This window comes from Flavobacterium sp. (assembly GCF_027484945.1).
Taxonomy (GTDB): Bacteria; Bacteroidota; Bacteroidia; order Flavobacteriales; family Flavobacteriaceae; genus Flavobacterium.
On sequence record NZ_JAIXRZ010000058.1, the window covers coordinates 10,362 to 36,675 of the forward strand.

Genomic DNA, 26,314 nt, shown 5'->3' on the forward strand with positions numbered 1-26,314 from the left:
TTAGTTTTTAACAACGTGTACGAAAAATCTTGATTTTAACAATTTTGTAACCTTCTGAAAAACAAGGGTATGTAACAGCGTTTTTTTGCAAAAGGCCGAAAAACAAAGGGCTTTAGCAAATAAGGTAAATAATTTTCGTGGTATTTTCGAAGGCGCTAAACCTTATGTTTTTTGAACATAAAAAAACGAATAACAACAGCTGCTTTTTCTTTCATTGATTATTCGTTCTATTACTACGTATAGTGTTTGGATTTTGCATCAAAAAATGCGGTATATAATAGCAGTATTAAAAAAATGCCCTTAATTGTACGCTCCCCGTATGAATTGTTTTTACAGTTTCAGATTGCCTTCCTTGGTAGTTGATATTCAAATCAAGGTATTTCGTGAGGTTTTTTTGTAACAAGACGCGCCAAGTCGAATTTTTACCAGGTTGCAAGCCTTCCAGCATTTGAAACGCTACCGGCGATTGGGCGTTCCCAGTAAAATCATTGCGGTAATACGAGAACTCACCGGTCAAAGTAAATTGTTTTTCACCAATATAATTTACGGCTATTCCCATCCGACTTTGGTTTAGGGACTCTTTGTCGTTAATCGTATTGGATTTGTGCTTGATTTCATAGAAAATACTTAGACTCTTATTTGCCGAAAATAAATAGGAGAGTTTGGGTTGGAGTTGATAGGTGTCTAAATCATAATTGCGAGAAGCATAATTGTCAGATAGTCCACTATTTTTTCCCACAGCCGATTCCGTATTTATGAGCCACGTTTTTTTCCATAAATGGGCATACTGCACTTGATGCGATTGGAGCTGGTTTTCTTGAGCACCTACGGATAATAACGAACGAATTTTAGTAATTAAATAGGTGTAAGTTACCGAATGATATTGTCGCCCGCGATTGAAAAATAAGCTATTACGAAACGATTCATTGATTCCCAATAATTCGGCATTTCCCGGATTGAAAGGATTTAGATGAAACGATTCGCCTTCTCGTTTTGTTTTTTGATCAACCGTAAAAGCGGTTTGGCTGTAAAAATGAGAGAGGATTTTTTTCAGTCCTTTATCGTTTAACCATTGGCCCGGATTCAACGTGAGGGAAAGCGCTAGTTTGTTTTGATGGGTTTTGACAAAAATTTGATTGGGTAAGTAGACCCGAACATATTTGGCTAAATCAGGAAAAGGGGCAACTTCAAATTCCTGTAATTCTTGTATACCATTTCCATTATAATCGTTCCACATATAGACACCTTGACCCGGATTGACTTCCAAATAGGTAAATTCTTGTTGGGCAATGGTTCCCGAAGCTGTTTCTACCGCACCCGAAACTTGCACCAATTGCCCCCAGAAACGATCGTTGTAAACAATACGTGAATTTAATGAGGGTTCGTTGGCTCGACTAGCATCGGCAAAGGTGAGTCGTCGGTAATTGATAAAAGCGGTTAAATTGGATTTTTCAGTTTGGAGTAAGCGCGAATTGATATACCAGCGATTGGAGGTGTTTACATGCTGAACAAATCCATTTTGCAAGCTGTCGTTTTTACGGTGCAACCATCCGATTTGCATAAATACTTTGGTAGAATCACCCCGGCCTAAATGCGCCCCTATTTCGCGAAAGCGTTGACTCAAAGCGCTCAAGGCCATAGTGGTCTGGGATTGCTCTTTATTGTCTTCCAAATTATAGGAACTGCCGACCCAATTTTTTCCAATATGGTATTTTATTCGGGTTTGATTGCGGGTAAAACGACTTATTGTTTGTGTGCCCGAACTTTGGAGTGTACTGGCATTTTGTTGTACCCATAATTTTCCGTCGTTGTAATATCCTTGTAAAAGATGTCGGTTTCCGGTAAATTGCTCCCCAAAATCCAATCGTTCTATTTGGTATAAAGCCCTGCCTTTTTGTTTTAAATCCCACTCCAATCCCGCTGTCACCAAACTTTGATTTCCAGTTGGGGCTGTGATTAAATTCCAATCCCGATTAAATTCTATAGTAAATAAGCGCTCAACGGTTCGAAAATTTTCCTGAATTAACTGAATATTTCCAAAAGTGTTCAAATTTGTTTTGCCCGAAAAAACCCGTTGTTTTCCATTAAATTTTGCTACAATACCTTTATTGTTTTGGTCGTCTATTTTTGAAAACAAATTCAAATCATTGTTACTTATTCCCACTTCAAAATCGATTGCAGTTTTTTCACTCGGATGGTACCTACCTAATACAGTTGCGATTTGAAGTTTTACGGGCGCAATTAATCGACTTAAAGGTTCGTAATTTCCTTGAGGAACACCCAAAATAGGCGGAACGTATTGATAAATTTTCCCAATGGCGTTGGTATTGGATAATATGTAATTTCCTTGATTGTTTCCTACTAAGGAAAACGTCACATTGTATAAGGTATCATTCGGGTTGTTGGAATATTCGAAAACTTCGGCAGACCCGATGAGTACTTTTTTATATAAAATTTTATTTTCAGAATAGCTATCTTGGTAGGCAGAGGGTGCACTCATTAAATTGGAGTTGTCTCCTGCATTTTGTAAAACTGCCACTTGGTCTTGGGTCAAACTTTGTTGTAAGGGTTGATTTTTTACATCATTTTCGGAGTAAAAATACCCTGCTATTTGCCACTTTTCATTTTGATGATTGACCCCGCCGTAGCTAATAAATCGGGTATAACTCCGTTCAGAATATTGGTATTCGACTACTATTCGCATTTCTGAGGTGATGGGGTACAAAGCCGTAAACCGAATTTCGCCGGCATTATAGTCAATACTATAATCGTTGTTTTCACCGCGCGTTAACAGTAACCCATTGACATACACGCGTTCTGATCCCGAGATTACCAAAACATACAGTTCCCCATTGTTCCCTCGCAATTTATAGGGTCCTTGGTTGCCTTCTTGTCCCGTAAATGCGCTTCGGGCATATTGTCCACGTACCACAGCTGCTGCTGTAAATACGTCGGTTTTATTTTTGGGTGTTCCAAAGGTAAATCGCGAATTAATCCCTTGAACTTTTTTATTAAAGTTTAAAAATTTTGATTGGCGGTTTTCTAAAAATAAATCCCCAGCACGAACACTCCAACGGTCGGAAAAGAGTTCGACAAAAATTTGATCAAATTCGTCGAGTTTTTGCGAATACCCGCCGTCTTGCAACGGAATATTGCTGTCTTGAATAGAAGCCCGGAGGCTTATTTTATTTGATAGTTTTCCTGTGATTTGTAAATCCAGATTGGAGTTTACGGTTGTATTTTGATTATTTCCAATGGTCACTCCTCGGCTGATACTGCCCGATGTTGTAAGTCCGTCAAAGGGTTTGAATCCTTTGCGCAGCTCTTTTTGCACACTAACCAAAACGCCTGCTTCATTGGGAACTATTCGCTTGGGATCGTACATTGAATAGGTTTTGGTAAGCAATTCGGGGAACTGCAAATAGCGAACCGTAAGAGAATCAACACCGGGATTGTGGTTTTTGAATATCAATTTGGCTTTAACAAAGTCGATCCGGTATTGGGATGTGTCGATTACTTGTCCACGACTATCAGTAATAGTGAAAAATTCCTTTTGAATACTCGTTTCGTGAAGCGTAATCGTGTCTTTCGAATAGGCAATTTTTTTGCTTTTATATGGCGTATCGGTTTGCGCCGAAAGCGAATAAAAACAAAGCAAGAAAAACCCAAAAAACCCTAAGTTTCGCATACTTTAAAAAAACGCGTAAAAATCAAAAGTAGTATTTCCCCGGGGATTTTGGAGTGCTAAGAATCGAATTATTCTTTAGTTACTAATTGTAGGGTTTCCCGCGAAGTTTGACGCACTAATACCGTTTTACCTTTTTCGACCATTGCTGCTGCCTCTGGGGTGAAATGGCGAATGGTGTAGAGTGAAACATTTTCATTGTAGGCGACTTTGAATTTTTTTGAAAGTAATGCTTTCAATTTGTCAAAATTGCCAAATTTATCTTCTACGCAAACGGTGAAACTGATGGCCGTATTTTGAATTAAACTAACTTTGATTTTCTGCTGGTGCAACAATGCAAAAATAGCACTGATATTTTCTTCCATAATAAACGAAAAATCAATGGCCGACAATGAAATTAATAATTGGTTTTTCTTGACAATAAAGCACGATGTTTTGGGCTCGAGATCGGCTCCTTTTGAAACGCTTGTTCCGGGCAACAACGGATTTATAAACGATTTCACATAAAGCGGTATTTCTTTACGTTGCAAGGGTTGTAGCGTTTTTGGGTGGATAACCGAAGCGCCATAAAAGGCCAATTCGATAGCCTCACGGTAAGATATTTGGTTCAACAAAACTGCATTTTCAAAATAACGGGGATCGGCATTTAAAACGCCGGGAACGTCTTTCCAAATAGTTACGCTTTCAGCGCCTAAACAATAGGCAAAAATAGCGGCAGTATAATCAGAACCTTCTCGTCCCAAAGTAGTCGTGAAGTTATTTTCATCCGAGCCAATAAATCCTTGTGTGATATTCAGGGCTTTCTTTTTTACATTTTTTGAAATCAATTTTTGGGTTTGCTCCCAATCCACCAAAGCATCGCGGTAAGCCGCATCGGTTTTAATCAAATTACGGACATCGATCCAGTTATTTGCCAATCCATTTTCATTGAAATAATGACTTACAATAGTGGTGGAAACCAGTTCCCCATAGCTTACTACTTGATCGTATACAAAATTATAATTGGGCGATTTATTGCTTCGAATAAAATATTCTAAATCGGCAAAATGACTGTTTACTGCAAAAAACACATCGTGATTTTCATCTTCAAAGAGGTCTAATAAAATTTGGTTGTGGTATTTGCGCACCTCTTGTAAAGAAGCATGAAAAGCGTTGGATTTTTCGAAATAGTTTTGAATTACAACTTCCAAGGCATTGGTTGTTTTGCCCATAGCAGAGATAATCATTAACACTTCTTCATGTCCGACGGTTTGCAGTACGTTTAATACATTTTTTATTCCATCGGCATCTTTCACGGAAGCCCCACCAAATTTGAATACTTTCATGGTTAATTCTTGAGTAGTTTAGCAATTTTTTGTGCTTTCAAAACTAATAAATTATAAACGGTTGCTTACTTGTTTTGATAAAAAATTAATCGTGTTGCGCCAAGAAACGAGTAATCCCATCCGCATCCATTTGTGCGACACGCCAATCGGTAAAAATGCGCGCTCCCGTTTTTTCATAAAACGCGATTGCGGTTGTATTCCAGTCCAATACCGCCCATTCAATTCGACGAACACCATCGATTTGTCCCTGTCGAATAATTGTTTTATACAATGCAAATCCGATGCCTTTTCCGCGCTGGTCTTCTTTAACAATCAAGTCTTCCAAGTGGATGGTTTTGCCTTTCCAAGTGGAGTAACGGTAGTAATAGAGTGCGATACCCAGTAATTCTTCGTTTTCTTCGGCAACAAAACAATGAAATAATGGGTGCTCAGAAAACCCATCCCGGATGAGATCTTCTTCGGTAAGTACTACAGCATTTGGTTCTTTTTCAAAAGCAGCAAGTTCCAGAATACGCTCGAGAACTTGCTTCATATCTTGTGGTGTTGCCTTTCGAATTTGCATTAGCGTTTCTTTTTAGTCGGTTTCTTTTTAGTCGGTTTTGCTGCAACAGTATTCCGTATTGGCTGTTGCACATAGGCTTTGTATTTTCCTTCTGCCACGGCTCTTTCACGAGCTTTTTGGGCCCGGTCTTTTGGGTCGGGGTGGGTGTTTAGCATACGGGTGATGAAGTTTGATTGACTCCCTTCGCTTAATTGAGCCAAAATTAAAAAAGCCGATTCAACAGCATTGACATCATAGTTATGTTGATTCATAAAGGCATAGGCAAAAGTATCGGCGTCTGTTTCTTGAATACGGCTGTATTTGCAGTCGATAACAGCGCTTGCAATTTGTCCGGCCTGCCCCTCTGTTATTTTCCCAATTTTATCCGATTGAGAGGCAACAGCATCAAATAAAGCGCTTTTTTTTAGCGCAATACGCATGGCATCTTTTGAATCTTCATTTACTACATGTCCAATTTCGTGACCGATTACCGCTAACAATTGGTTGTCATCCATTCGGTCCATTAAACCCGAATAAACCCGTACACTTCCATCTGCACAAGCAAATGCATTGACTTCTGAAGAAAGGTATACTTTGTAATTTAGCTTTAAATTATTTTCAGCCGCGTGTTTCCCGAAAATGCGCTGCAATCGTAGGGTATACCCATTATTTGTGCCCGCAACGACATTGGCGGAGTCCAATTTACGAACCCCTTCTTTAGCAAGTGCTGCGGCTTGTTCATTAGAAAAAGTAAAGCCAGCTACTCCTTTTTGTAGGGCGCCCAAGGCTTTTTCCCCGAGGTTAATTTGGGCGAATGCAACAGTCGATAGCATCCCTAAAAACAAGACAAAGGATTTGTTTTTTACGTTCATTGAATTTGCGATTTAGTTGTTACAAAGATAGAGGATGTAGTGAAAACGTTGCATGGAATTATTTTCGTATGTAAAGGCAAAATAATCCCGAAAAAATTAGATATTTGCACAACTACTACATCGATTTCGTAAATGAAAGAACGCAATACAACCTTAGGGGAATTTATCATTGAAAAACAAGCCGATTTTCAATATTCATCGGGCGAACTGTCTCGAATTATCAACTCCATACGCTTAGCGGCAAAAGTCGTTAATTACAAAGTGAACAAGGCGGGATTAGTCGATATTGTTGGTGCTGCAGGAGAGCAAAATATACAGGGCGAGGACCAACAAAAATTGGATGTTTATGCCAATGAGGTATTTATCCAAACCTTAATCAATCGCGAAATTGTATGCGGCATCGCATCTGAAGAGAACGACGACTTTATTACAGTGGCAGGAAGCGACAACAGTCATAACAACAAATATGTAGTATTGATGGATCCATTGGACGGCTCTTCAAATATTGACGTCAATGTTTCTGTTGGAACTATTTTTTCAGTTTTTCATAGGGTAACCCCAATTGGATCACCGGTAACTATTGAAGATTTCTTGCAGCCGGGAATCAATCAAGTTGCAGCGGGCTATGTGATTTATGGCACCTCTACGATGTTGGTTTATACAACGGGGCATGGAGTAAATGGGTTTACTTTAAATCCGGCCATTGGGACATTTTATTTATCCCACCCCAATATGCAATATCCAAAAGACGGAACCATCTATTCAATCAACGAAGGAAACTACGTTCATTTTCCAAAAGGAGTAAAAGATTATATTAAATATTGTCAATTGGAGGAGGGTGATCGTCCCTATACCTCGCGGTATATCGGAAGCTTGGTTTCAGACATGCACCGGAATATGATCAAAGGGGGTATTTATATTTATCCTACAAGTTCGAAAGCACCTAGCGGGAAATTACGACTCCTTTACGAATGCAATCCCATGGCTTTTATTGCAGAGCAAGCCGGTGGAAAGGCGTCGGATGGCTATCAACGAATAATGGAAATTCAACCTACAGCGTTGCATCAGCGGGTTCCGTTTTTTTGCGGGAGCGAAAATATGGTTGAAAAAGCAGAATCGTTTATGCGCAATGCCTTGTAGGTTCTTTTATTTTCAAATTTAAACGCCTATTAGTGCTGTTAAGTTGTGTTATATAGGTGTTTGTAAAAAAAAGAAGCGCTGTTTTTTCCAAATAATAGTACTATTTCAAATCCAATTTTTATTTAAAAAAGTGTAAGTTTACGCTGCATAACCTCAAAAGTAAGCGTATGACAGATTTTTGGATTTATTGTAAAATTGGTCTTGAGCATGTTTTGAATCTTCAGGGCTATGATCACTTGTTGTTTTTGATAGTCTTGACGGTGCCCTACAATTCAAAAGATTGGAAATCGTTACTCTTATTTGTATCCTTATTTACATTAGGGCATACGATATCCTTATTTCTGTCCGTTTTGGAAATCGTTAAGGTCAACCCTACTTGGATTGAATTTCTAATTCCCATTACTATTTTAATTACAGCATTGTTTAATTTGTTTAAGCTTGGAAAATTAGGAAAACGAGATCCTATTCCGTTTGTGGGTGCAGTAACGTTTTTCTTTGGGATTATTCATGGGTTAGGATTCTCCAATTATTTTAACAATCTATTGCCCGGAGATGCCTCCGATAAGATGGCTCCCTTGATTGCGTTTGCTTTGGGAATTGAAGGGGCGCAACTGCTTCTAGTTGCCCTTGTTCTCATTCTCGGATTTATTTTTAAAACCTTGTTTCGCTTTAATCAACGGGATTTTGTATTAATGCTCTCTGCCTTTGTTTTGGGTGTTGTGGTGCCCTTAATCCTGCAAAATCCAATTTGGGCTAAATAAATTAGAATCTCCAAAAATTTCCTACATTTGAGCAGTATAATACTATGAAAACTGAAAAACGCAACAAATACGATAAGGCCTATTTACGCATAGCTTCAGAGTGGAGCAAATTGTCGTATTGCCAACGTAAGCAAGTAGGAGCGATTATTGTGCGCGATCGGATGATTATATCCGATGGGTATAATGGAACTCCTTCGGGATTTGAAAATTGTTGCGAAGACGATGAAGGATTAACCAAATGGTATGTTTTACATGCCGAGGCCAATGCCATCTCAAAAGTGGCGCGGTCTACCCAATCTTGTGAAAACGCAACCTTATACATTACGCTTTCACCTTGTAGAGAGTGCAGCAAATTAATACACCAATCTGGAATTACGCGCGTAGTCTATCAAAAGGGCTATCGGGATACTTCTGGGATTGATTTTTTAGAAAAAGCGGGTATTGCAGTAGAGCAAATCTCAGATTTGGAGTAAAATAGTAAACCAATTGCTCCGTTTGTATTAAACACCAAACCTACTTGAGGTATGAAAATCAACAAGATCTACATTCCGGTTTTATTCTTTTCCTGTGTAGCCTTGGGAATTGTAATTGGTGGTTGGATCAATTATCCGGTGGCGCCCAAATACCCTAAAAATGATTACCGTGCTAAGTTAAACCGGTTACTCCACTTTATCGAAAATGAGTACATTGACGATGTAAAGACCGACTCTATTGTAGATGTAACGGTGACCAGTATTTTGGCCAATTTAGATCCCCATTCGATTTATGTAACGCCAAAAGAGCAGCTCCTTTTAGCCGATAATATGAAAGGCGATTTTGTTGGGATTGGAATTAATTTCTATACCTACAACGATACCATAGCCGTTATTAAACCCATAGAAAATGGCCCTGCAGCCAAGGCAGGTATAAAAGAAGGTGACCGCATCCTCTATGCCAACAACCGACCATTATTCGGAAAAAAATTAAAGACGGAGGTAGTATACAATCAATTGCGTGGGGCCCCCAACACGCGTGTTTCCCTTACTGTTTACCGTAAATCAACAAAAAAAAGGTTCACCACCCAAGTACTCCGCGATGTAATTCCGATTAAGAGTGTGGTAGTGTCTACCCTATTGAATCCAAAGACGGGTTATATAAAAATTGAACGCTTTGCCGAAACGACGGGGCGTGAATTTCATGATGCCCTGCAAGAATTAAAACAAAAAGGGATTTCGTCGCTTGTAATCGATGTGCGCGAAAACGGCGGCGGTGTCATGGAATCGGCCATAGAAATTGCTGATGAGTTGCTTAAAAACAATGAATTAATCGTATTTACAAAAAATAAAAAGGGCACAATCGAAAAAACTTTTGCTACTAGCAATGGGTTGTTTGAGCAGGGGAAAGTTACACTGCTGATTGATGAAAATTCGGCTTCGGCGAGTGAAATTTTTGCCGGCGCAATTCAAGATAACGACCGTGGATTAGTAGTAGGTCGCCGCTCTTTTGGGAAAGGATTGGTGCAACGTGAAATGCAGTTTGAAGACGGTTCAGCGGTACGTATTACGATTGCACGCTACTTTACACCAAGCGGGCGTTCGATTCAAAAACCCTATCAAAAGGGCGATGCGGAAAGCTATTACAAAGAATATGAAAACCGTTTTGAGTCGGGCGAATTGCATGAAAAAGATAAAATAAAAACAACCGAAGCTCAAAAATTTAAAACCAAAAAAGGGCGAATAGTTTATGGCGGTGGCGGAATAGTGCCTGATATTTTTGTGCCTCTTGAAAGCGCACATGGGGAAGAGAGTTTAGCGTATATTCTTAAATCGGGAATTATGGGGCATTTTGTTTTTGAGCAACTTGACCGAGATCGAAAACGATATACAGGAATGCCTTTTGCGCTGTTTTTATCAAAAATTGAAACAGAAGATTATGTGACTCCGTTTGAAAAGTACTTAGAGATTTCGGGGGTATCGCTGCGGTTATCTCAAAGTAAATCGCTAGTTAACCATTATGTTCAAGCCGAATTCGCTCGTCAATTGTATGGAGATTCCTACTATTATCAATTGTTATTAAAAAGAGATCCGATGATTCAAAAAATACTCACGAAGTAGTTGGGTTTTTTGGGCGTATACTATCGTGAATCTGAACAGGCGAACCATTATTCCAATCGGTGAGTATATCTGTAGCTACCGAAGCGCCACTTCCTGCAGCAATAGCCAACTGACTGCGCCATCCGGCAAGTGTACCACATACATATAGGCCAGGTTTTACCAAATGATCAGTATTGCGTAACTGCAATCGATTTTTGGCTGGATTGGCTTTTTGATGAGGCATTTCAAAACGTTCTAACCCTGATATTGGTAATGGATTGCCCGCCCCAATAGCGATGACAACCGTTTTAGAGTGCAAGGTTGTTCCTTCGTTTGTGGTGATTATAAATTCAGGAAATTCTCCTTCGATTGCGGTAATTTTAACTCCGGGAATTTGTTGAACATGCGGATATAAAGTTGCCAATTGTGCAACGCTTTGAACCAATAAATCAGCACCTAAAGTGCCGGCAGGAATGCCATAAGCATTATTAAATACAGCCTCTTGAAGTGATGATGATTTTTGGTGCGTTAGGATTCCAATTTTTTTATCGGCAGCAAAGGGTTTATGATGTGCCGATCCAAGAATTAAAGCACAGGAAACACCCGAAACACCGCCACCAATGATGAGTACGTCAAACATCTTATTGATTTTTCATTTTATCCTGAATTTTCTTCGACATTTTAAAAATCAAAAGAATAAAAACGGCACAAAATGAGGCAACGATTCCAATTAAAGCAACTAAACTATTGCCTTCAAACGGACGATCAAAATCCAATTGCATGATGTTGATTACGATTAGGGCAAATGCTACAAACAGTAATAAGGTAGTAAATACTTTCATTTATTTTAATTGAGGGTGTAAAGTTAAAAATTTTTGATGAGTCAAAGCGTGCTTTAACATTCGATACCCATATTTTAACAGCAATTGCTAAACCGATTATTTAAGAGTTTCTGTTTGCATTGATCCGATACGGTCGATCAAAAACAGTATCTTTGTAAAAACTATTATTTCTATGTTTCAGCTCGGAAAAACCATCATCTCAGAAGACATTCTTGAAAAAGAGTTTGTGTGCAACCTGAGCGCTTGCAAAGGCGCGTGTTGTGTCGATGGCGATGCAGGGGCGCCCTTAAGTTTGGAAGAAACAAAAATATTAGAATCGATTTATCCCCAAATAAAACCCTATTTACGTCCTGAGGGAATTGAAGCCATTGAACGATTAGGTACATGGGTGGAAGGAACCGAACAAGATTTGGAAACCCCCTTAATCAACAATAAAGATTGCGCCTATGTGATTTTTGATGGCGATACCGCTTTATGTGGTATTGAGCAAGCCTACAATGAAGGAATTGTCGATTGGAAGAAACCTGTTTCGTGCCATTTATATCCCATACGCATCAAAGATTTTTCAGAATTTGCAGCGGTAAATTATGACCGTTGGGATATTTGTGATCCGGCTTGTGCCCTTGGAAAAGAACTGCAAGTTCCTGTATATCAATTTGTAAAAGAAGCATTGATTCGTCGCTTTGGCGAAAATTGGTACACCGAATTGGAAAAGGTTGCCAAAGAATTAGCGGAGGAGCGCAAACGATAAGTAAAAAATAAAAACCCGAAACAATGTTTCAGGTTTTTTCGTGGAGAAGATGGGGCTCGAACCCACGACCTCTACGCTGCCAGCGTAGCGCTCTAGCCAACTGAGCTACATCCCCATTATTTTTTTCAAATTTATGAATGTTTTTGAATTTATCTACTTTAAATGATAAAATTATATATGTTGTTAATTTTTAGAACATTGATTTGAAAATTGCATTAAAAATCAAAAATAAATTTATATTTGTAAGCTATTAACATCTTAGAAACACACCTATAACATGAGAAAAATTACATTATCTTTATTTTTTACAACTTTTTACAGTTTGTTATCGTTTTCACAAACGATAGTAAGTACAACACCTCAAAACAGAAAAGTTATCCTGGAAGAGTTTACAGGTATCAATTGTGTGTATTGTCCTCAAGGACATACTATTGCCAACAACATTAAAAATGCAAATCCTAACAATGTTTTTCTTGTTAATGTTCACGTTGGTGGTTTTTCTACACCGGGTGCAGGTCAGCCCGATTTTAGAACTCCATTTGGTTCAGGTTTTACGGGTCAAGCAGGTGTTACCGGTTATCCAGCAGGTACTGTAAACCGCACACAATTTTCAGGATTAGCTCAAAATGGTGGTACAGGTACGGCAATGAATAGAAACAACTGGACCAATGCTACCAACCAAATTTTAGCTCAAAGTTCCTATGTAAATGTTGCGACTACCGCTTCAATTAATGTGAGCACAAGAGTATTAACGGTTCTAGTTGAAGCATATTATACAGGTTCTAGCCCTGTTGCTACAAATAGATTAAACGTAGCGTTACTTCAAAACAATACTTTAGGCCCACAAACGGGTGGTAATTTGGGTGATCAATATAATCACCAACACCGTTTAGTGCATATGATCACTGGTCAATGGGGAGAAACTATAAATACTACTACTTCGGGAACTTTTGTTACAAGAACTTACAACTATACAATTCCTGCAAGTTATAATTTAGTTCCTGCTGAAATGGGTGAGTTTGAAGTGGTTGCTTTTATGGCAGAATCACAACAAAAAATTGTTTCTGGAAATGGAGCTGCAGCTACTTACACAGGCTTGATCAGTAATGATGCAAGTATTAAAGAGGTTAAAGGAATTTCAGATCAGTGTGTTGCTTCTGTTTCTCCAAAAATTGAAATACAGAATTATGGACAAAATAATTTAACAACATTGCCGATTACTTATAGCATTAATGGTGGAACACCTCAAATTTTTAATTGGTCAGGAAATTTAGCACCTTTAGCGCGTCAAGTTGTTAATTTATCTTCAATTTCGTACAACTTACAAGCATCAAACACATTGAATGTGAGTATTCCAACTGATGGGAACAATGCAAATAATAGTGGTGTGACTTCATTTGCTAAAGCGAGTGAAACAGCTACTAGTGATATAGTAATTAAAATTACGTTAGACCAATATGGTTCAGAAACTTCATGGGAACTTAGAAACTCTGCAGGTACTGTTGTTGCCTCTAGTCCAACTTATGCTGACGCTGCTGCTGCTGGGGAATACCCACAACCCGATGTTAATTTAACAGTACCTAATGATTGTTATACATTTATTGTTAACGATTCGTATGGTGATGGTATGTACGGAGCATATGGTTTTGGTGGGTATCAAGTTTTTAGTAATGGCAATGTAATTCCTGGTATCGAAGGAGGTAATTTTGGAGGTTCTGAGTCTAAAACATTTGGGGTTAATAATCCACTTTCTAGTTCAGAATTTGAATCAAGCGCTATTGAGTTATATCCTAACCCAACCACAGGTGTTGTATACTTCAAATCCAACTACAATGCAGATGTTGAAATATTAGATCTTACAGGAAAAGTATTAATCACTGTAAAAAATATTTCAAACAATGAAACCATTAACTTAAACGGTTTACAGGCTGGAGTTTACTTAGCAAAATTTATGTCTGAAGGCCGCGAAGAGATTAAAAAGATTATTTTAAATTAAAATATATCAATAATGAAAAAAGTAATTTTTACCAACATACTTGTTTTTGCAAGTATGTTTGGTTTTTCTCAAATATCATTGTCAGTTGGTGGAGTTAATGTTCCTAGTGGTACTGTATTAGCTAGAACTCAGTTAGGCTATCCCGCAGCTGAAATATTGTTTAGAGTTAGAAATAATGGACCAGCAACTACTAATGTTTGGATCAAGTGTGAAGATTTAGTGAATAATAATGGAAGTAATTTTCAATTGTGTTTTGGTCAAGAATGTCTTCCAGAAGTTTCTGAAAATACTATTTACCCTACCACCGGTTCGGTTACATTAGCACCTAATGCTTCCAATGGAAATTTTGATCATTTTTTGAATGATAATGCGGGGAGTGGAACTTTTCCATTAGATTTTGTATTTCGATTTTTTCAAACGAATCAGGCGACTCAAGGAGGAGCAGAAGTAGGAAATGCAATTACAGTTACCTATAGATATGATCCTAATTTATCAGTTGATGAGATTGATCAATTGCAATCTTCGGGTGTGATTGTTAAATCTACTTTAGTTGAAAGCGAACTCGTATTAGACGTTTTAAAAGCTACTACAATGACTATAGTTGATTTGAATGGTAAAGTTCTTCATTCATCTAGTTTAAATTACGGAATTCAATCTATAGATGTTTCAAATTTCAACTCAGGTGTATATTTGATTAATTTTATAAACGCTGAAGGGATTCGTACTTCTAAAAAAATTATAAAAAGATAATTTATATTATATTCAAATAAAGAACCGCCTTATGGCGGTTTTTTTATAAAGAATTAATCCATTCTTCAACTAGATTAACACCTTCAACATGCTTTTTTGTTCTTCCAAGCGGCGGCATAATATACAATATGTCGTTTTCTGTATTTATCCTATAATGTAATATGGATTGACCATAATTTCCAGGTTGAATAATTAAATTGTTATATCCTTGTAAATAATGAGCAGCTATTCTATTAACCCCCATTTTTGATGGATTTATCGTTTCATTAAAAGAAAATCTTAAATTCATATGCCCAGCTTCACCGCCAGTAACATGACAATGTGCACAATTTGCATCAAAATAGGAACGCACTCTGAGATTTAACGGTTGAGATGCGTCTTTATAATCGGCTATTGAAACAATGGTATTTGGTAAGTTGTCTTCTAAATAACCCATTTCAATCCATTTGTCCAATTGATTTTTTATACCATCATTGTAATTATAATTAAAATTCAAATTTTGGGGTTTTATGCCTAAAGGGAACTTGTGATCTGTATTTATAGTACTATGACATCTGTTGCATTCATAATCGGCTTCAGGAGTTCTGTACTCAACAGTTTGTACAATGTTATTTTCGTCTTTCCATTGTATTGTTCTTGTTGTACTTTGATTTGTTAAAACAGCATCCGTTTGATTGTCGTTCCATATATATTGAGCAAATATCCACCCCGATTCTTTTTTGATCATCAATCGGGTTTCAATGATTTTTGTAGTATTACTTGGTTGAACATTAGTGTAATAAAAAACTTTAATTACTACACTGCCAGTAGGTAAATTCAAAATAGAATGGTCGCTCACATAGGTAGCTTTAGTGTTTTTGGGCATCCAAACAAAACGTTTTTTTAACGCATAATCACTAAATAATTCGCTGGCCGGTTTGTAGGGTAAAACCCCTAAGGCTGGTTGTAAATTTTTCAGCTCCCCATTAAAAAAATGATAGTCCGAAAGCTTTGGGTAGGGAACTTGTGATAAATCAAAAACCACTGGCGATTCGGCTATTGTTTCGTAGTTTTCGTTGGACGAACACGAATAGGTAATTCCGCTAATACATAGCAATAAACAAAACCCTATGTTGCGCCAAAAATGCATATTAGAATGAAGTATTAAATGTTAACGTAAGCCCCGAGCTTTCAGGGACAAAGCGACATACACCACCCACACACACCAAGCCGCCCCGTTGACGTCCGTAGTTTAGGGAAATACGGGATGCATTTTTACGGAATGACCCTCCTACGTTATAGTAGTGGTTCCGATAATAATCTAAGTCATTACCATAATTGTACAAATCGTACACATACATCGAGAATTTCGAATTGAAGTTGAACTCAAGCGTGGCTGAAGCCCAATTTTTTCGATCATAATCGGCCCACATATGTTCGCCCATAAAGCGAATGGACTGTCCTTTTTTCAATTTATAAATTATATCAGCGCCAACAATATGGGTTTTTATTTCACCGGCTGCATCTTCAATATATTTTTTATTGTAGTATTGATTAATATAACTTAAAATAGTTTGCCATTTTGTATTCCATTTTTTAGTGATTTCAAAATTCAAATCGGAAAACATACGTTGGCCGAATCCAAAGAAATCGGTTGCATAATTTTGGGGATTAAAAATGTAATATGTACCGCTAAGTGCATTATAATTGGAAAAGTTAAGTGCAATCTTAGTGCCGTATTTTCCGCCCAATAAGGTTCCTTTTTTAATATCGTAAAATAAATCTATTTGTCCTCCAATATCCCCTGCCTTTACATAACTAGATCCAGCTAAAAGTACATTGGGTTGGGCCTGATATACATAGATGTTGGCTAAATTATAATGGTGTTGTTTGGTTAAGCTGGGGATAAAATTCATAATGCGATCATTAAAAACATTGCCTTTAGCGGCACGTTCAGAGAAAAAACTCATGTTTTCCAATCGGCGGAAGGTTCCATCAATACCAAATCCTTTTTTTGAATACCCTAAATTAATCAATAAAGCACTTCCGGGTTTAATTAATTTATTGTCAACTTGTCCGGGTGCTTGAACTACAGCATCTTCTGTTTTATAATTGTATTCGGCAGAAAAGTAAACTGAATTATGTGTTAGATTGATTCGTCCGGAAATTCCACTCGTTAATGCATCAAAATTAGGATTTACTATATCGGTTTTTTCATAGCGCCCCACATAATTTCCTCCTAAAGTGAGTTCGGTAGTTTCCCATTTCAGTACATTCGAAAGCCTTAATTCCCAATCGCCCCCAAAAATCTCAGAACGCGCAACATCAAAACCAGTACGTTGTTTTCCATAAATTAACTTTGCTGTAAATGAAGTGTTGGGCTTAAAAATAATACGCCCTCCGCGCAAAGCATTGTTGATCCCCAAAGCCCGATCTTCCCAACTCCGAAACAATAAACCGCTTCCAAATTGTTCATAGAAATAACCCGCTGTTGCATCGAGTTTTTCTCCTTTGTATTGCACAAAATAAGTAGCCACATTGGTGCCATTGTATTTTGGGTTCATGTTTAAAAGCGCATTTTGTTCATACGCTTCTCCTTGAATTCCAGCAATCCATTTTTTATAGGTGTAATTTAAAAATAGATACGTATTAGATCTAAGGGGTTCAATCGGTTGTACGGTTGAATTGCCTACTTCATCCTTCAATCCTTTATCATTCAAATACCATTGCGTATTCGATTCTATTCCGCCGCTGAGGGTTCCTTTATCTTTGGGTTTTTCTTCCGTTTGTGCAAAGCTTACTGCAGTAACCAAAAGCGCAAGACAAGCGCTGTAAAAGTAATTTTTAATCATGATTACAACTGCTTCAATTTAGCAAACAATTCGGTCTCACTACCGGGCACATAACCGTTTTGGATATGTACAATTTGACCGTTTTTAACCACTAGAGTGTAAGGTATGTTGACAATGGTTAAGGCGCGCTTCAAATCTTGGTTGGTGTCCAACAAAATAGTATAGGGCCATCCTTTTCCATTAACTAAAGGCTTTACCCTTTTTTGCGTACGTGCGTCATCGGTAGAAATCGCTATAACCTCCAAATTGAGTTCTTTTTTCCAGTCCTCAATGATATCATTTAATTCATCCAGTTCATTGATGCAAGGGCCGCACCATGTAGCCCAAAAAGAAAAAATATAGAGCTTGTCTTTTTCAGAAAATTCGTTTTTTAATACTACGGATTTGCCTTCTAAATTGGTTAAGGTTACATCGGGCAAAGCGGTTTGTGCATTTCCGAATAGGCTTAATAAGAAAAGTAATACGGTTATTTTATTCATTGTTTAGGGGTATTATTATACAAATAAATAAATAATCTGATTAAAAGTAAAGGATTTTTCTTTTTATTTGTAGTTATAAATGTAATGCTTTGATTTGCTATGAAAATAAACGCTTTAACTGCGCTTTTTGCAGCGACAATTTTGTTGATTTCGTGCCAAGAAACAACCATAGTTGAAAACCGTCCCGATGGTTCATCAACAGCTCCACCTGTATCGGGTTATTTCAAAAAAAATGTATTGATTGAGGATTACACCGGCACTTGGTGTGGGAATTGTACCCGCGTGTCGTGGGCAATGAAACAAGCCAGTGAAGTTTCCGATAAAGTAGTACAGGTGGCTATTCATAATGGTAATGATCCCTATCATTTTCCTGGGATTGCTCCTTTAAAAAATTTGATTTTGCCCAATTCGCCCCTTGCTTTGCCGGTTTCACGATTAAATCGCATGGAAGTTTGGAGCTTCCCTGAAACTTCAAATGTTCAACAAGCAATCGATTTAACAGGGAACAATACTACCATAGGATTAGCCATGAGTTCAACCGTAGCTAATGGATCGATCAATTTGGATGTCAAAGTAAAATGTTTGGATGATTACAACAATTTAAAATTAGTTGTTTACCTTCTAGAGGATAAATTATATTATTTACAACGAAATTATTACAGTGATTTATACAATGGGGTTAATCCGATACCTAATTATGAACACAATCATGTACTACGCGCTTCATTAACAGATATTTTAGGAGAAGCAATCCCAAACAGTCAGTTAGTCAATGGTTCAACCTACACTCGAAATTTTTCAATTCCGATTCCTACTATGACACCTCCTTCCAATTTCCCTAATGTTTCCCCAAATATCAACCCCCAAAACATTAGTTTTGTTGCGTTTGTGACGCGAGGCGAGGACAATAAAGCAATTAATGCCCGCGAAGCGCATGCCAACGAATCCCAAGATTTTCAACTTAATCCATAAAAATAGTACAAAGGTCGTCGATTAGACGGCCTTTTTTATTTCATCTAAAATTATACAAAATCTAAAGTTGGAAGATGCTCCCAATGAATTGCATTCCTTTTCTAAAAAGCAAAACCATTTAGAATAAATCGTATTTTTGCGCTGTAAATTTACATTATGAGTACGATTCGTATTACCAAACAGTTCAATTTTGAAACCGGACATGCCTTGTATGGCTATGACGGCAAGTGTAAAAATGTGCACGGTCATAGCTATAAATTATCGGTTACGGTTATTGGTAAACCTATTACCGACTCGACCCATGTAAAATTCGGCATGGTCATCGATTTTTCTGATTTAAAGAAAATCGTCAAAGAGGAAATTGTCGATATTTTTGATCACGCTACGGTTTTTAATAAAAACACCCCCCATATCGAATTAGCCGCAGAACTGCAGTCCCGTGGTCATCATGTAATTTTAGTAGATTACCAACCGACCAGCGAAAACATGGTCATCGATTTTGCTCAAAAAATTTGTAGTCGCCTCCCTGAATCCATTCAATTGTATTCGTTGCGTTTGCAAGAAACCGAAACCTCTTATGCGGAATGGTTTGCTTCTGATAATCACTAATTATGGGTAAAAAAATCTATTTTGCTTCCGATCAACATTTGGGCGCTCCAACACCCGAAGCGAGTTTTCCACGCGAACAAAAGTTTGTGGCTTGGCTTGATATGGTAAAACAAGATGCTGAAGCGATTTTTTTATTGGGTGATTTGTTTGATTTTTGGTTTGAATACCAAACCGTTGTCCCCAAAGGTTTTGTTAGGGTATTAGGAAAGTTGGCAGAAATTCGAGATAGTGGGATTCCCATTTATTTTTTTGTTGGCAATCACGATTTGTGGATGAATGGTTATTTTGAAAAAGAACTTACTATTCCGGTATTCCACGATAATAAAACATTTACTTTTCATGGAAAGTCTTTTTTAATTGGGCATGGCGATGGTAAAGGCCCGGGTGACAAAGGCTACAAACGGATGAAAAAGGTGTTTACCAATTCCTTTTCTAAATGGCTCTACCGTTGGTTACATCCCGATTTTGGTGTTAAACTGGCCCAATACCTTTCGGTTAAAAACAAGTTGATATCGGGCGAAGCCGATGTAAAGTTTTTGGGAGAAGATAACGAATGGTTGGTGCGCTATTGTAAACGAAAATTAGAAACCCAACACTTTGATTATTTTGTTTTTGGACACCGCCATTTACCCATGACGATAGCATTGAATGAATCGTCAACCTATATCAATCTAGGGGATTGGATAGGTTATTTTACCTATGGTGTTTTTGACGGAACGCAATTTTCACTCGAAAAATTTGAATCATAGTTTTCGACCAATCAAATTAACGGCAGGAGTGCGAATTATACTTTTACTGGGTTTTTTGAAAAATTGAAAGGCAAAATCATAATTTATCCAAGCATTGGCATTGTATAGTTCTTCGCTCTCTTGTTGAGTGACGATATCTCTATATTTTGTATAGAAGTTAGTTTCATTAGAACATTGAAACTTAATCAGTGTTTGCTCTTCCTTTGGTGGGCTAAAAACGGTTTCAGTTGCATCACAATAGTCAATCAATTCAAATGCTACTAAAATTTCTTCTCCTTGATCAAGTGTATACGAAACAGGCGTTTCAACTTTGTTTTTTTGTTTTGGCGTTAGTTTCTGAATGGGTGAAATATAAACGGGAATCGCTTTGAATAGACTTATATAGGGGTGTTCTATACTTTCTTTATTGACCACTACTTTATAAAAAAGGATGCGGTAATGTGTTGTATGCGTTACTTTTTTGACATACCAACGCACATTTTCGATTGCCATATCAAACGGTTGATTATTGACTAAAAGAATACCAAAAGTTAGTTCTTTTGGAATATACATTCCTTTCGATTGCGGTAAAATTCGGTTGTGTTCACCTAAGGCAATTTTTTGATCTACCTCGCCGATTACTACTTCATCCAATTCATAGATTTTTTTCTTGAGATAAATCACTTCGTTCAATTGATCTAGCGCATAGCCCTTCGTTTCAAAATTGAATTTGGAAAAAACAATCGAATCAAAGGCAATTTGGGGTAAAATTGTTGCTTCTTTTTCGGGGGTAATACCTGCAAAGACTTTCTTTTTTTGGTGAAAAAGTTGGAAATTGACATCCGTTAAGAATTCGCTGGTTTCTTCATCAAGTGGGATAAATCGTATTTCTTGCCCGGCAATCGGGAAGGAAAAAATTAAACCAATGAAAAGACTGAAGATTCGAATCATAGCTTTAAAAAACGAAAGATAATAGTTTCTTTCTCAACAAATCTCATTTACAATTCTTCAATTTTTTTATGAATATCCAATTTCCGGAAAGAAGGCGAAAGTGCCCCCGTTAAGGTTACTGTTAAAAGCGTCATGCAGCCGCCAAAAACAACTGCGGAGACCGTTCCCATTAATTTGGCCGTAACACCACTTTCAAATGCCCCTAACTCATTTGACGAGCCTACAAAAATTGAATTAACCGAAGCGACCCGACCCCGCATATGATCGGGGGTTTCCAATTGTAAAATCGTTTGTCGAATCACTACAGAAACGCCGTCAAAAAGACCACTAAGGAATAAAGCGAGTACCGAGAGCCAAAAGTAGCTGGAGAGTCCGAATACTATCATACAAACGCCAAACATAAAAATAGCAACCAACAATTTCATTCCTGCGTTTTTATTCAAGGGAATATAGGCCGCTAGGAGCATTGTTAAAAACGAACCTACTGCTGGAGCTGCGCGAAGGATGCCGAACCCTGTCGACCCAACCTTTAGTATGTCTTGAGCAAATACAGGAAGTAGCGCTACGGCACCTCCAAATAATACCGCAACCATATCTAAGGTGATCGCATTAAAAATGGTTTTGTTATGAAACACAAACCGAACACCTTCTTTTAGACTTTGAAAAATAGGTTCGCCTATTTTGGAATTTAAAATGGGTTTTTTTTCTATACCCGAAAGGAATAGCAAAGCCAAAATTGTACAACCCAATACAAAACAAAGCGACCAATGTACGCCAAAAAAACCAATGGCTATACCGGAAAAGGCGGGCCCTGTTACTGCAGCAATTTGCCATACCGAACTGCTCCAGGTGGAAGCATTAGGATAGACTTTTTTAGGGATTAACTGACCTAACAAAGAAAATACAGCTGGGGTAATAAATGCCCGGACAATTCCTCCAAAAAACACTAAGGTATAAATCGTATAGAGAATTGTTTTTGAGGAATACTCTTTGGCAATACTTGGCAAAGTAATTAGAAACAATCCCAAACTGATTATGCTGAAAGCCAATAAACATTTTGTTAGCAGTCTTTTTTTCTCACTTTGATCAACAATATGTCCGGCAAATAAGGCCATGCACACAGCGGGGATAATTTCCATTAAACCAATAATTCCTAGAGAAAGCGGATTTTTAGTAATACAATATACTTCCCACTCGATAATTACAAATTGCATAGACCAAGCAAACACTAAGGCAAAACGCATCAATAAGAAAAAATTAAATTCGCGAAAACGCAGTGCTTCGTAGGGGTCATTCTTTGCCATAGATTTATCGTAGGTCTTTTAAACGAAGTTGTAATGAAACGGTACCTTTGAATTCATTTTCTTCTAAGCAGAAAACTGCATCAAATTTTTGGCGGTTTTGTGTCAATGATAATTTTTCTCGCAATCCAAATCCAATGACACCAAAGATTTCAGATTGGCCTTGTTTGACGCTTAACTTTAAATGCGCTTCGTCGTTTCCAATACATTTGCCATAACCGGTATCAATTAAATCTTTAGCCAAAAAAATAGGGGTCATGTTACCGGGGCCAAAGGGTTCAAATTGTTTCAAGAGGCGAATCAATTTGGGTGAAACATCTGTTAGATTAATTTCGGCATCAATCAAAATTTCTGGAACGAGCAAATTGGGATCAATACTACGTTTTACGAACGCTTCAAATGCGGCTTTAAACGCAGGATAGTTTTCTTCCAACAAGGTCATCCCTGCGGCATGTTTATGTCCCCCAAATTGAATTAAGTGTTCGCTGCAGGCTTCAATAGCTTCATACAAATCGAAATCGTTTATTGATCGTGCAGAGGCGGCCAATTGATCACCACTTTTGGTAAATACAACCGTTGGCCTGTAGTAGGTAGCGATTAATCGTGATGCTACGATTCCGATAACCCCTTTATGCCATTCTTCATAGTAAACGACAGTAGTATAACGTTCGGTTTCATTTAAATCCTGAATCTGGCGTAAGGCTTCTTCGGTTATGGCTTTATCCAACTCTCGCCGGTCTTTGTTGTGTTGTTCGATTGCATTAGCAAATTCAATCGCTTGTTCTAAATTCAACGATGTAAGCAATTCTACCGCAGCATTTCCATGTTTAATCCTTCCTGCAGCATTGATTCGAGGCGCAATAGTAAAAACAACTTCGGTTATTGTAAATACGCTTTTTTTAGCGTGTGATAACAAGGCTTTTAGGCCAGGCCTTGGACTTGAATTGATTACTTCTAAGCCAAATTTTGCTAGTATTCTGTTTTCACCTGTTATGGGTACAATGTCAGCGGCTATAGCCGTAGCTACTAAGTCCAAATAGGGAACCAAATCAAATACCGTTTGTCCCCGGCGTTCGGCAAGTGCTTGTATCAATTTGAAGCCAACCCCACAACCGCAGAGTTCGTCATAAGGATACGAACAATCTTCCCGTTTGGGATCCAAAACCGCAATAGCATCGGGTATTGAATCACCGGGGCGGTGGTGGTCACAAATAATAAAATCAATTCCTTTAGCTTTGGCATAATTTACATGATCGATTGATTTTATTCCACAATCTAAGGCAATAATAAGGGTCATGCCATTATCTTCGGCAAAATCAATCCCTTGAAATGAAACACCATAACCTTCGGTATAACGATCGGGAATGTAGGTTGCTACATTGGGGTAATAGCTTCGTAAATAGGAGGCCATTAGCGATACGGCAGTCGTACCATCGACATCATAGTCGCCAAACACGAGTATGTTTTCCCGGTTGTTTACGGCTTGTTCAATTCGAACTACGGCTTGTTCCATATCCTTCATGAGATACGGATTGTGTAAGTCGTTTAGGGTAGGTCGAAAAAATCCTTTGGCTTCTTCGTAGGTGGTGATGCCTCGTTGGACTAATAATTGGGCAATCAGTTCATCGACATGCAATACGTCCATTAAATGGCGTACTTCGGAGGGATTCGGCTTTGAGTTAATGTTCCAGCGCATAAGAGTTGGTGTTAAAATTTTGGCGTTTATAATCGTTTCAGTATACTATTTATTTTGTGGGTTTACCCCCAACAATTGCTACAATTTCTCCTTTTGGAGGTTTGCATTCATAGTGTTTTAGAACTTCTGTTGCTGTTCCACGAATGGTTTCTTCATGTAGCTTAGTAATCTCGCGCGAAATTGAAACCGGGCGATCTGCACCAAAATAGTGAACAAATTCGCTTAAGGTTTTTACTAACTTGTGCGGAGAAACATAAATGATTATCGTTCGAGTTTCATCGGCGAGTTGGAGGAAACGCGTTTGCCGTCCTTTTTTTTCAGGTAAAAAACCTTCGAATACAAAACGATCGTTGGGCAAACCGCTATTTACTAATGCAGGAACAAAGGCTGTAGCTCCGGGTAAGCAATCTACTTCAACCCCATTTTCTACACATGCCCGTGTAAGAAGAAAACCGGGATCAGAAATTGCAGGCGTACCGGCATCGCTGATTAAAGCTACTATTTCGCCGCCTTGAATTCGTTTTACCCAGTAATCTACTGTTTTGTGTTCGTTGTGCATATGGTGGCTTTGCATGGGTGTTGAAATCTCAAAATGCTTTAAGAGTTTTCCGCTGTTGCGGGTATCTTCTGCCAAAATCATATCGGCGTCCTGCAATACTTTGATGGCACGAATCGTCATGTCATCCAAATTGCCGATAGGCGTAGGCACCAAATACAATTTCCCCATTTACGAGAATTTTTTAGCCACAATTGCAATAAACCGTTCGGCATAATCATCGACACCTTCCCAATTATTGTAATCCGGCTTGATAATTTCGTCAATAAATGCTTTCGCTTCCGAAAGGGAAGAAAATGTATTCAATTGCGATAATACACGGTTGTAATCTTCGGTACTGTCTGCAAACAAATGCTTCACAAATGCAATTTTATCATTCAATCCAATATTGATGGTTTTCGAATGCATTTCGTTTAATGATTTTCCTTGCTCGTCAATAACATTTTTTAACGAAGGAGGCACCACCACATTATCGGGCTTAACAAATACCGGTTCAGTATAATTTTCGCCTAATAAATCGGCAAATGTAATTTGTTTCGGTTCGTCGTTTTTATCCGCTTCCGAATTTATAGCTGCAGTTTCGGCAATGGGAGTTTCTTCGATTTCTTCTGTTTCTTCATCAGCCATAGGAGCTGCCGCCAACTCAAACAAGGGTTCAAAATCACTATCCAATTTGGCCTCCGTTAGGGGCACTTCTTCTTCGATTTCTTCTTCTTCGATTGTAATTTCACCTACAATTACAGGCTCTTCTTCTTGAATTTCATCATCTTCAAGACTACTCTCTTCTTCTAACAAAGATATTGCTTCTTTCTCCTCTTCATGACTAGGTTCTTCTTCAGTAGCTGCGATAGTTTCTTCTTCCTCGTCTTCATGACTAGGGTTCTCTTCAGTAGCTCCGACAGTATCTTCTTCCTCGTATTCAGCAGTAACTTCTTCGTCTTCAAAAGTAGTTTCTTCTTTCTCCGCAATTGGTTCTTCAACTTCACGAACTTCTTCAGCAACAATTGGAATTTCTTCAATAACGGGGGCTGTAGTTTCTTCAGTTGAATCTAGAGCGGCTTCTAATTTAGATTCCAAATCCACAACAACCGCATCGTTTTTGATGACTTCATAATTATCGCCATAAAATTTCAAAACAGCCAAGGTTTCGTATAATTTTTTAGACTCAAGGTACAGTTGGTCTACTTCCGACTTGTTTTTGAGTTTTAAAATGCGGTGCGCAATACTGATCAATTCTGCTTCCAGTCTTTTTTTCATGGTGTGTTACAATTGGTCAAACACGTCTGAAACCCCATTGGGCCTTAAGTGTTGAATGGATTGGGATTCGTTTTTGGTTAAAAAATCGGTACTCTCTTTATAACTTTATGCCTCAGGGAAGCGAAAGTCATCGGAAATTTGATATTTTTGTTTCTGTACAAATGTAGCAGAAAAATACCTAATTCATACTAACGAAATT

Annotated in this window: 24 protein-coding genes and 1 tRNA gene; 10 read left to right on the forward strand and 15 right to left on the reverse strand. The window is 38.0% G+C overall.

Annotated elements, in window-relative coordinates; all coding sequences use genetic code 11:
• Positions 1 to 286: 286 nt before the first annotated feature.
• From Q0039_RS07820 to Q0039_RS07835, 4 genes are all read right to left on the reverse strand, one after another.
• Entirely contained in the window at positions 287 to 3,688 is a 3,402-nt protein-coding gene (locus Q0039_RS07820; protein WP_297511404.1) for a hypothetical protein, read from the reverse strand.
• Between the two features lie 68 nt (positions 3,689 to 3,756).
• The gene (locus Q0039_RS07825) at positions 3,757 to 5,010 is read right to left on the reverse strand and encodes an aspartate kinase (RefSeq protein WP_297511406.1); all 1,254 of its coding nucleotides are present in this window, start codon (positions 5,008 to 5,010) and stop codon (positions 3,757 to 3,759) included.
• 85 nt (positions 5,011 to 5,095) lie between these two features.
• Positions 5,096 to 5,572 carry a GNAT family N-acetyltransferase gene (locus Q0039_RS07830; protein ID WP_297511408.1) on the reverse strand — a complete coding sequence of 159 codons (477 nt, stop codon included), beginning with the start codon at positions 5,570 to 5,572 and terminating at the stop codon, positions 5,096 to 5,098.
• Complete coding sequence (locus Q0039_RS07835) at positions 5,572 to 6,423, reverse strand: M48 family metalloprotease (RefSeq protein WP_297511410.1); 852 nt, start codon at positions 6,421 to 6,423, stop codon at positions 5,572 to 5,574. The genes Q0039_RS07830 and Q0039_RS07835 overlap by 1 nt, the downstream gene beginning before the upstream one ends.
• A gap of 132 nt (positions 6,424 to 6,555) precedes the next feature.
• Here Q0039_RS07835 and fbp point away from each other — a divergent pair, with 132 nt between their 5' ends.
• The 4 genes from fbp (at position 6,556) to Q0039_RS07855 (ending at position 10,417) form a co-directional block, all read left to right on the forward strand.
• On the forward strand, positions 6,556 to 7,563 hold the full coding sequence (gene fbp / locus Q0039_RS07840) for a class 1 fructose-bisphosphatase (RefSeq protein WP_297511413.1): 1,008 nt from the start codon (positions 6,556 to 6,558) through the stop codon (positions 7,561 to 7,563).
• Positions 7,564 to 7,730: 167 nt separating this feature from the next.
• On the forward strand, positions 7,731 to 8,324 hold the full coding sequence (locus tag Q0039_RS07845; RefSeq protein WP_297511415.1) for a HupE/UreJ family protein: 594 nt from the start codon (positions 7,731 to 7,733) through the stop codon (positions 8,322 to 8,324).
• A gap of 44 nt (positions 8,325 to 8,368) precedes the next feature.
• The gene (locus Q0039_RS07850; protein WP_297511417.1) at positions 8,369 to 8,797 is read left to right on the forward strand and encodes a dCMP deaminase family protein; all 429 of its coding nucleotides are present in this window, start codon (positions 8,369 to 8,371) and stop codon (positions 8,795 to 8,797) included.
• Positions 8,798 to 8,848: 51 nt separating this feature from the next.
• On the forward strand, positions 8,849 to 10,417 hold the full coding sequence (locus Q0039_RS07855) for a S41 family peptidase (protein ID WP_297511418.1): 1,569 nt from the start codon (positions 8,849 to 8,851) through the stop codon (positions 10,415 to 10,417).
• On the opposite strand, the gene Q0039_RS07860 is transcribed toward Q0039_RS07855, so the two are convergent.
• Complete coding sequence (locus Q0039_RS07860; RefSeq protein ID WP_297511420.1) at positions 10,407 to 11,036, reverse strand: FAD-dependent oxidoreductase; 630 nt, start codon at positions 11,034 to 11,036, stop codon at positions 10,407 to 10,409. The genes Q0039_RS07855 and Q0039_RS07860 overlap by 11 nt on opposite strands.
• 1 nt (position 11,037) lies before the next feature.
• On the reverse strand, positions 11,038 to 11,238 hold the full coding sequence (locus tag Q0039_RS07865; protein ID WP_297511422.1) for a hypothetical protein: 201 nt from the start codon (positions 11,236 to 11,238) through the stop codon (positions 11,038 to 11,040).
• A 172-nt stretch (positions 11,239 to 11,410) separates the two neighbouring features.
• On the opposite strand from Q0039_RS07865, the gene Q0039_RS07870 reads away from it, so the two are divergent.
• The gene (locus Q0039_RS07870; RefSeq protein ID WP_297511424.1) at positions 11,411 to 11,989 is read left to right on the forward strand and encodes a DUF3109 family protein; all 579 of its coding nucleotides are present in this window, start codon (positions 11,411 to 11,413) and stop codon (positions 11,987 to 11,989) included.
• A 41-nt stretch (positions 11,990 to 12,030) separates the two neighbouring features.
• Here the strand turns inward: Q0039_RS07870 and Q0039_RS07875 are convergent.
• Positions 12,031 to 12,104, reverse strand: a tRNA-Ala gene (locus tag Q0039_RS07875).
• A gap of 162 nt (positions 12,105 to 12,266) precedes the next feature.
• On the opposite strand from Q0039_RS07875, the gene Q0039_RS07880 reads away from it, so the two are divergent.
• On the forward strand, positions 12,267 to 13,985 hold the full coding sequence (locus Q0039_RS07880; protein ID WP_297511426.1) for an Omp28-related outer membrane protein: 1,719 nt from the start codon (positions 12,267 to 12,269) through the stop codon (positions 13,983 to 13,985).
• 12 nt (positions 13,986 to 13,997) lie between these two features.
• Complete coding sequence (locus Q0039_RS07885; protein ID WP_297511428.1) at positions 13,998 to 14,735, forward strand: T9SS type A sorting domain-containing protein; 738 nt, start codon at positions 13,998 to 14,000, stop codon at positions 14,733 to 14,735.
• Between the two features lie 43 nt (positions 14,736 to 14,778).
• Here Q0039_RS07885 and Q0039_RS07890 read toward each other — a convergent pair whose 3' ends face one another.
• Genes Q0039_RS07890 through Q0039_RS07900 form a run of 3 tightly spaced genes read right to left on the reverse strand, consistent with a single transcriptional unit; the run spans position 14,779 to position 18,045 of the window.
• A complete protein-coding gene (locus Q0039_RS07890) occupies positions 14,779 to 15,864 on the reverse strand; it encodes a hypothetical protein (RefSeq protein WP_297511430.1) in 1,086 nt (361 codons plus the stop codon).
• 1 nt (position 15,865) lies between these two features.
• Positions 15,866 to 17,566, reverse strand: coding sequence for a DUF6029 family protein (locus tag Q0039_RS07895; RefSeq protein ID WP_297511432.1), 1,701 nt, complete (start codon positions 17,564 to 17,566; stop codon positions 15,866 to 15,868).
• 2 nt (positions 17,567 to 17,568) lie between these two features.
• Entirely contained in the window at positions 17,569 to 18,045 is a 477-nt protein-coding gene (locus Q0039_RS07900; protein WP_297511434.1) for a TlpA disulfide reductase family protein, read from the reverse strand.
• Positions 18,046 to 18,144: 99 nt separating this feature from the next.
• Here Q0039_RS07900 and Q0039_RS07905 point away from each other — a divergent pair, with 99 nt between their 5' ends.
• From Q0039_RS07905 to Q0039_RS07915, 3 genes are all read left to right on the forward strand, one after another.
• A complete protein-coding gene (locus Q0039_RS07905) occupies positions 18,145 to 19,017 on the forward strand; it encodes an Omp28-related outer membrane protein (RefSeq protein ID WP_297511436.1) in 873 nt (290 codons plus the stop codon).
• Positions 19,018 to 19,173: 156 nt separating this feature from the next.
• Positions 19,174 to 19,626 carry a 6-carboxytetrahydropterin synthase gene (locus Q0039_RS07910; protein WP_297511438.1) on the forward strand — a complete coding sequence of 151 codons (453 nt, stop codon included), beginning with the start codon at positions 19,174 to 19,176 and terminating at the stop codon, positions 19,624 to 19,626.
• 2 nt (positions 19,627 to 19,628) lie between these two features.
• The gene (locus tag Q0039_RS07915) at positions 19,629 to 20,375 is read left to right on the forward strand and encodes a UDP-2,3-diacylglucosamine diphosphatase (RefSeq protein WP_297511440.1); all 747 of its coding nucleotides are present in this window, start codon (positions 19,629 to 19,631) and stop codon (positions 20,373 to 20,375) included.
• Here the strand turns inward: Q0039_RS07915 and Q0039_RS07920 are convergent.
• The 5 genes from Q0039_RS07920 to Q0039_RS07940 are packed head-to-tail and all read right to left on the reverse strand — an operon-like array spanning position 20,370 to position 26,115.
• Positions 20,370 to 21,305 carry a hypothetical protein gene (locus Q0039_RS07920; protein WP_297511441.1) on the reverse strand — a complete coding sequence of 312 codons (936 nt, stop codon included), beginning with the start codon at positions 21,303 to 21,305 and terminating at the stop codon, positions 20,370 to 20,372. The two genes, Q0039_RS07915 and Q0039_RS07920, sit on opposite strands and share 6 nt — an antisense overlap.
• 47 nt (positions 21,306 to 21,352) lie before the next feature.
• Positions 21,353 to 22,609, reverse strand: a complete 1,257-nt coding sequence (locus Q0039_RS07925; protein ID WP_297511443.1) for an MFS transporter — start codon at positions 22,607 to 22,609, stop codon at positions 21,353 to 21,355.
• Positions 22,610 to 22,613: 4 nt separating this feature from the next.
• On the reverse strand, positions 22,614 to 24,302 hold the full coding sequence (gene recJ / locus Q0039_RS07930) for a single-stranded-DNA-specific exonuclease RecJ (RefSeq protein ID WP_297511445.1): 1,689 nt from the start codon (positions 24,300 to 24,302) through the stop codon (positions 22,614 to 22,616).
• Between the two features lie 49 nt (positions 24,303 to 24,351).
• Entirely contained in the window at positions 24,352 to 25,029 is a 678-nt protein-coding gene (rsmI, locus tag Q0039_RS07935; protein WP_297511447.1) for a 16S rRNA (cytidine(1402)-2'-O)-methyltransferase, read from the reverse strand.
• Positions 25,030 to 26,115 carry a hypothetical protein gene (locus Q0039_RS07940; RefSeq protein ID WP_297511449.1) on the reverse strand — a complete coding sequence of 362 codons (1,086 nt, stop codon included), beginning with the start codon at positions 26,113 to 26,115 and terminating at the stop codon, positions 25,030 to 25,032.
• Between the last annotated feature and the right edge of the window lie 199 nt (positions 26,116 to 26,314).

Coding starts and splice junctions, on each gene's coding strand:
- Q0039_RS07820 (WP_297511404.1), bottom strand. CDS start 3,688: ATGCGAAACTTAGGGTTTTTTGGGTTTTTCTTGCTTTGTTTTTATTCG.
- Q0039_RS07825 (WP_297511406.1), bottom strand. CDS start 5,010: ATGAAAGTATTCAAATTTGGTGGGGCTTCCGTGAAAGATGCCGATGGA.
- Q0039_RS07830 (WP_297511408.1), bottom strand. CDS start 5,572: ATGCAAATTCGAAAGGCAACACCACAAGATATGAAGCAAGTTCTCGAG.
- Q0039_RS07835 (WP_297511410.1), bottom strand. CDS start 6,423: ATGAACGTAAAAAACAAATCCTTTGTCTTGTTTTTAGGGATGCTATCG.
- fbp (WP_297511413.1), top strand. CDS start 6,556: ATGAAAGAACGCAATACAACCTTAGGGGAATTTATCATTGAAAAACAA.
- Q0039_RS07845 (WP_297511415.1), top strand. CDS start 7,731: ATGACAGATTTTTGGATTTATTGTAAAATTGGTCTTGAGCATGTTTTG.
- Q0039_RS07850 (WP_297511417.1), top strand. CDS start 8,369: ATGAAAACTGAAAAACGCAACAAATACGATAAGGCCTATTTACGCATA.
- Q0039_RS07855 (WP_297511418.1), top strand. CDS start 8,849: ATGAAAATCAACAAGATCTACATTCCGGTTTTATTCTTTTCCTGTGTA.
- Q0039_RS07860 (WP_297511420.1), bottom strand. CDS start 11,036: ATGTTTGACGTACTCATCATTGGTGGCGGTGTTTCGGGTGTTTCCTGT.
- Q0039_RS07865 (WP_297511422.1), bottom strand. CDS start 11,238: ATGAAAGTATTTACTACCTTATTACTGTTTGTAGCATTTGCCCTAATC.
- Q0039_RS07870 (WP_297511424.1), top strand. CDS start 11,411: ATGTTTCAGCTCGGAAAAACCATCATCTCAGAAGACATTCTTGAAAAA.
- Q0039_RS07880 (WP_297511426.1), top strand. CDS start 12,267: ATGAGAAAAATTACATTATCTTTATTTTTTACAACTTTTTACAGTTTG.
- Q0039_RS07885 (WP_297511428.1), top strand. CDS start 13,998: ATGAAAAAAGTAATTTTTACCAACATACTTGTTTTTGCAAGTATGTTT.
- Q0039_RS07890 (WP_297511430.1), bottom strand. CDS start 15,864: ATGCATTTTTGGCGCAACATAGGGTTTTGTTTATTGCTATGTATTAGC.
- Q0039_RS07895 (WP_297511432.1), bottom strand. CDS start 17,566: ATGATTAAAAATTACTTTTACAGCGCTTGTCTTGCGCTTTTGGTTACT.
- Q0039_RS07900 (WP_297511434.1), bottom strand. CDS start 18,045: ATGAATAAAATAACCGTATTACTTTTCTTATTAAGCCTATTCGGAAAT.
- Q0039_RS07905 (WP_297511436.1), top strand. CDS start 18,145: ATGAAAATAAACGCTTTAACTGCGCTTTTTGCAGCGACAATTTTGTTG.
- Q0039_RS07910 (WP_297511438.1), top strand. CDS start 19,174: ATGAGTACGATTCGTATTACCAAACAGTTCAATTTTGAAACCGGACAT.
- Q0039_RS07915 (WP_297511440.1), top strand. CDS start 19,629: ATGGGTAAAAAAATCTATTTTGCTTCCGATCAACATTTGGGCGCTCCA.
- Q0039_RS07920 (WP_297511441.1), bottom strand. CDS start 21,305: ATGATTCGAATCTTCAGTCTTTTCATTGGTTTAATTTTTTCCTTCCCG.
- Q0039_RS07925 (WP_297511443.1), bottom strand. CDS start 22,609: ATGGCAAAGAATGACCCCTACGAAGCACTGCGTTTTCGCGAATTTAAT.
- recJ (WP_297511445.1), bottom strand. CDS start 24,302: ATGCGCTGGAACATTAACTCAAAGCCGAATCCCTCCGAAGTACGCCAT.
- rsmI (WP_297511447.1), bottom strand. CDS start 25,029: ATGGGGAAATTGTATTTGGTGCCTACGCCTATCGGCAATTTGGATGAC.
- Q0039_RS07940 (WP_297511449.1), bottom strand. CDS start 26,115: ATGAAAAAAAGACTGGAAGCAGAATTGATCAGTATTGCGCACCGCATT.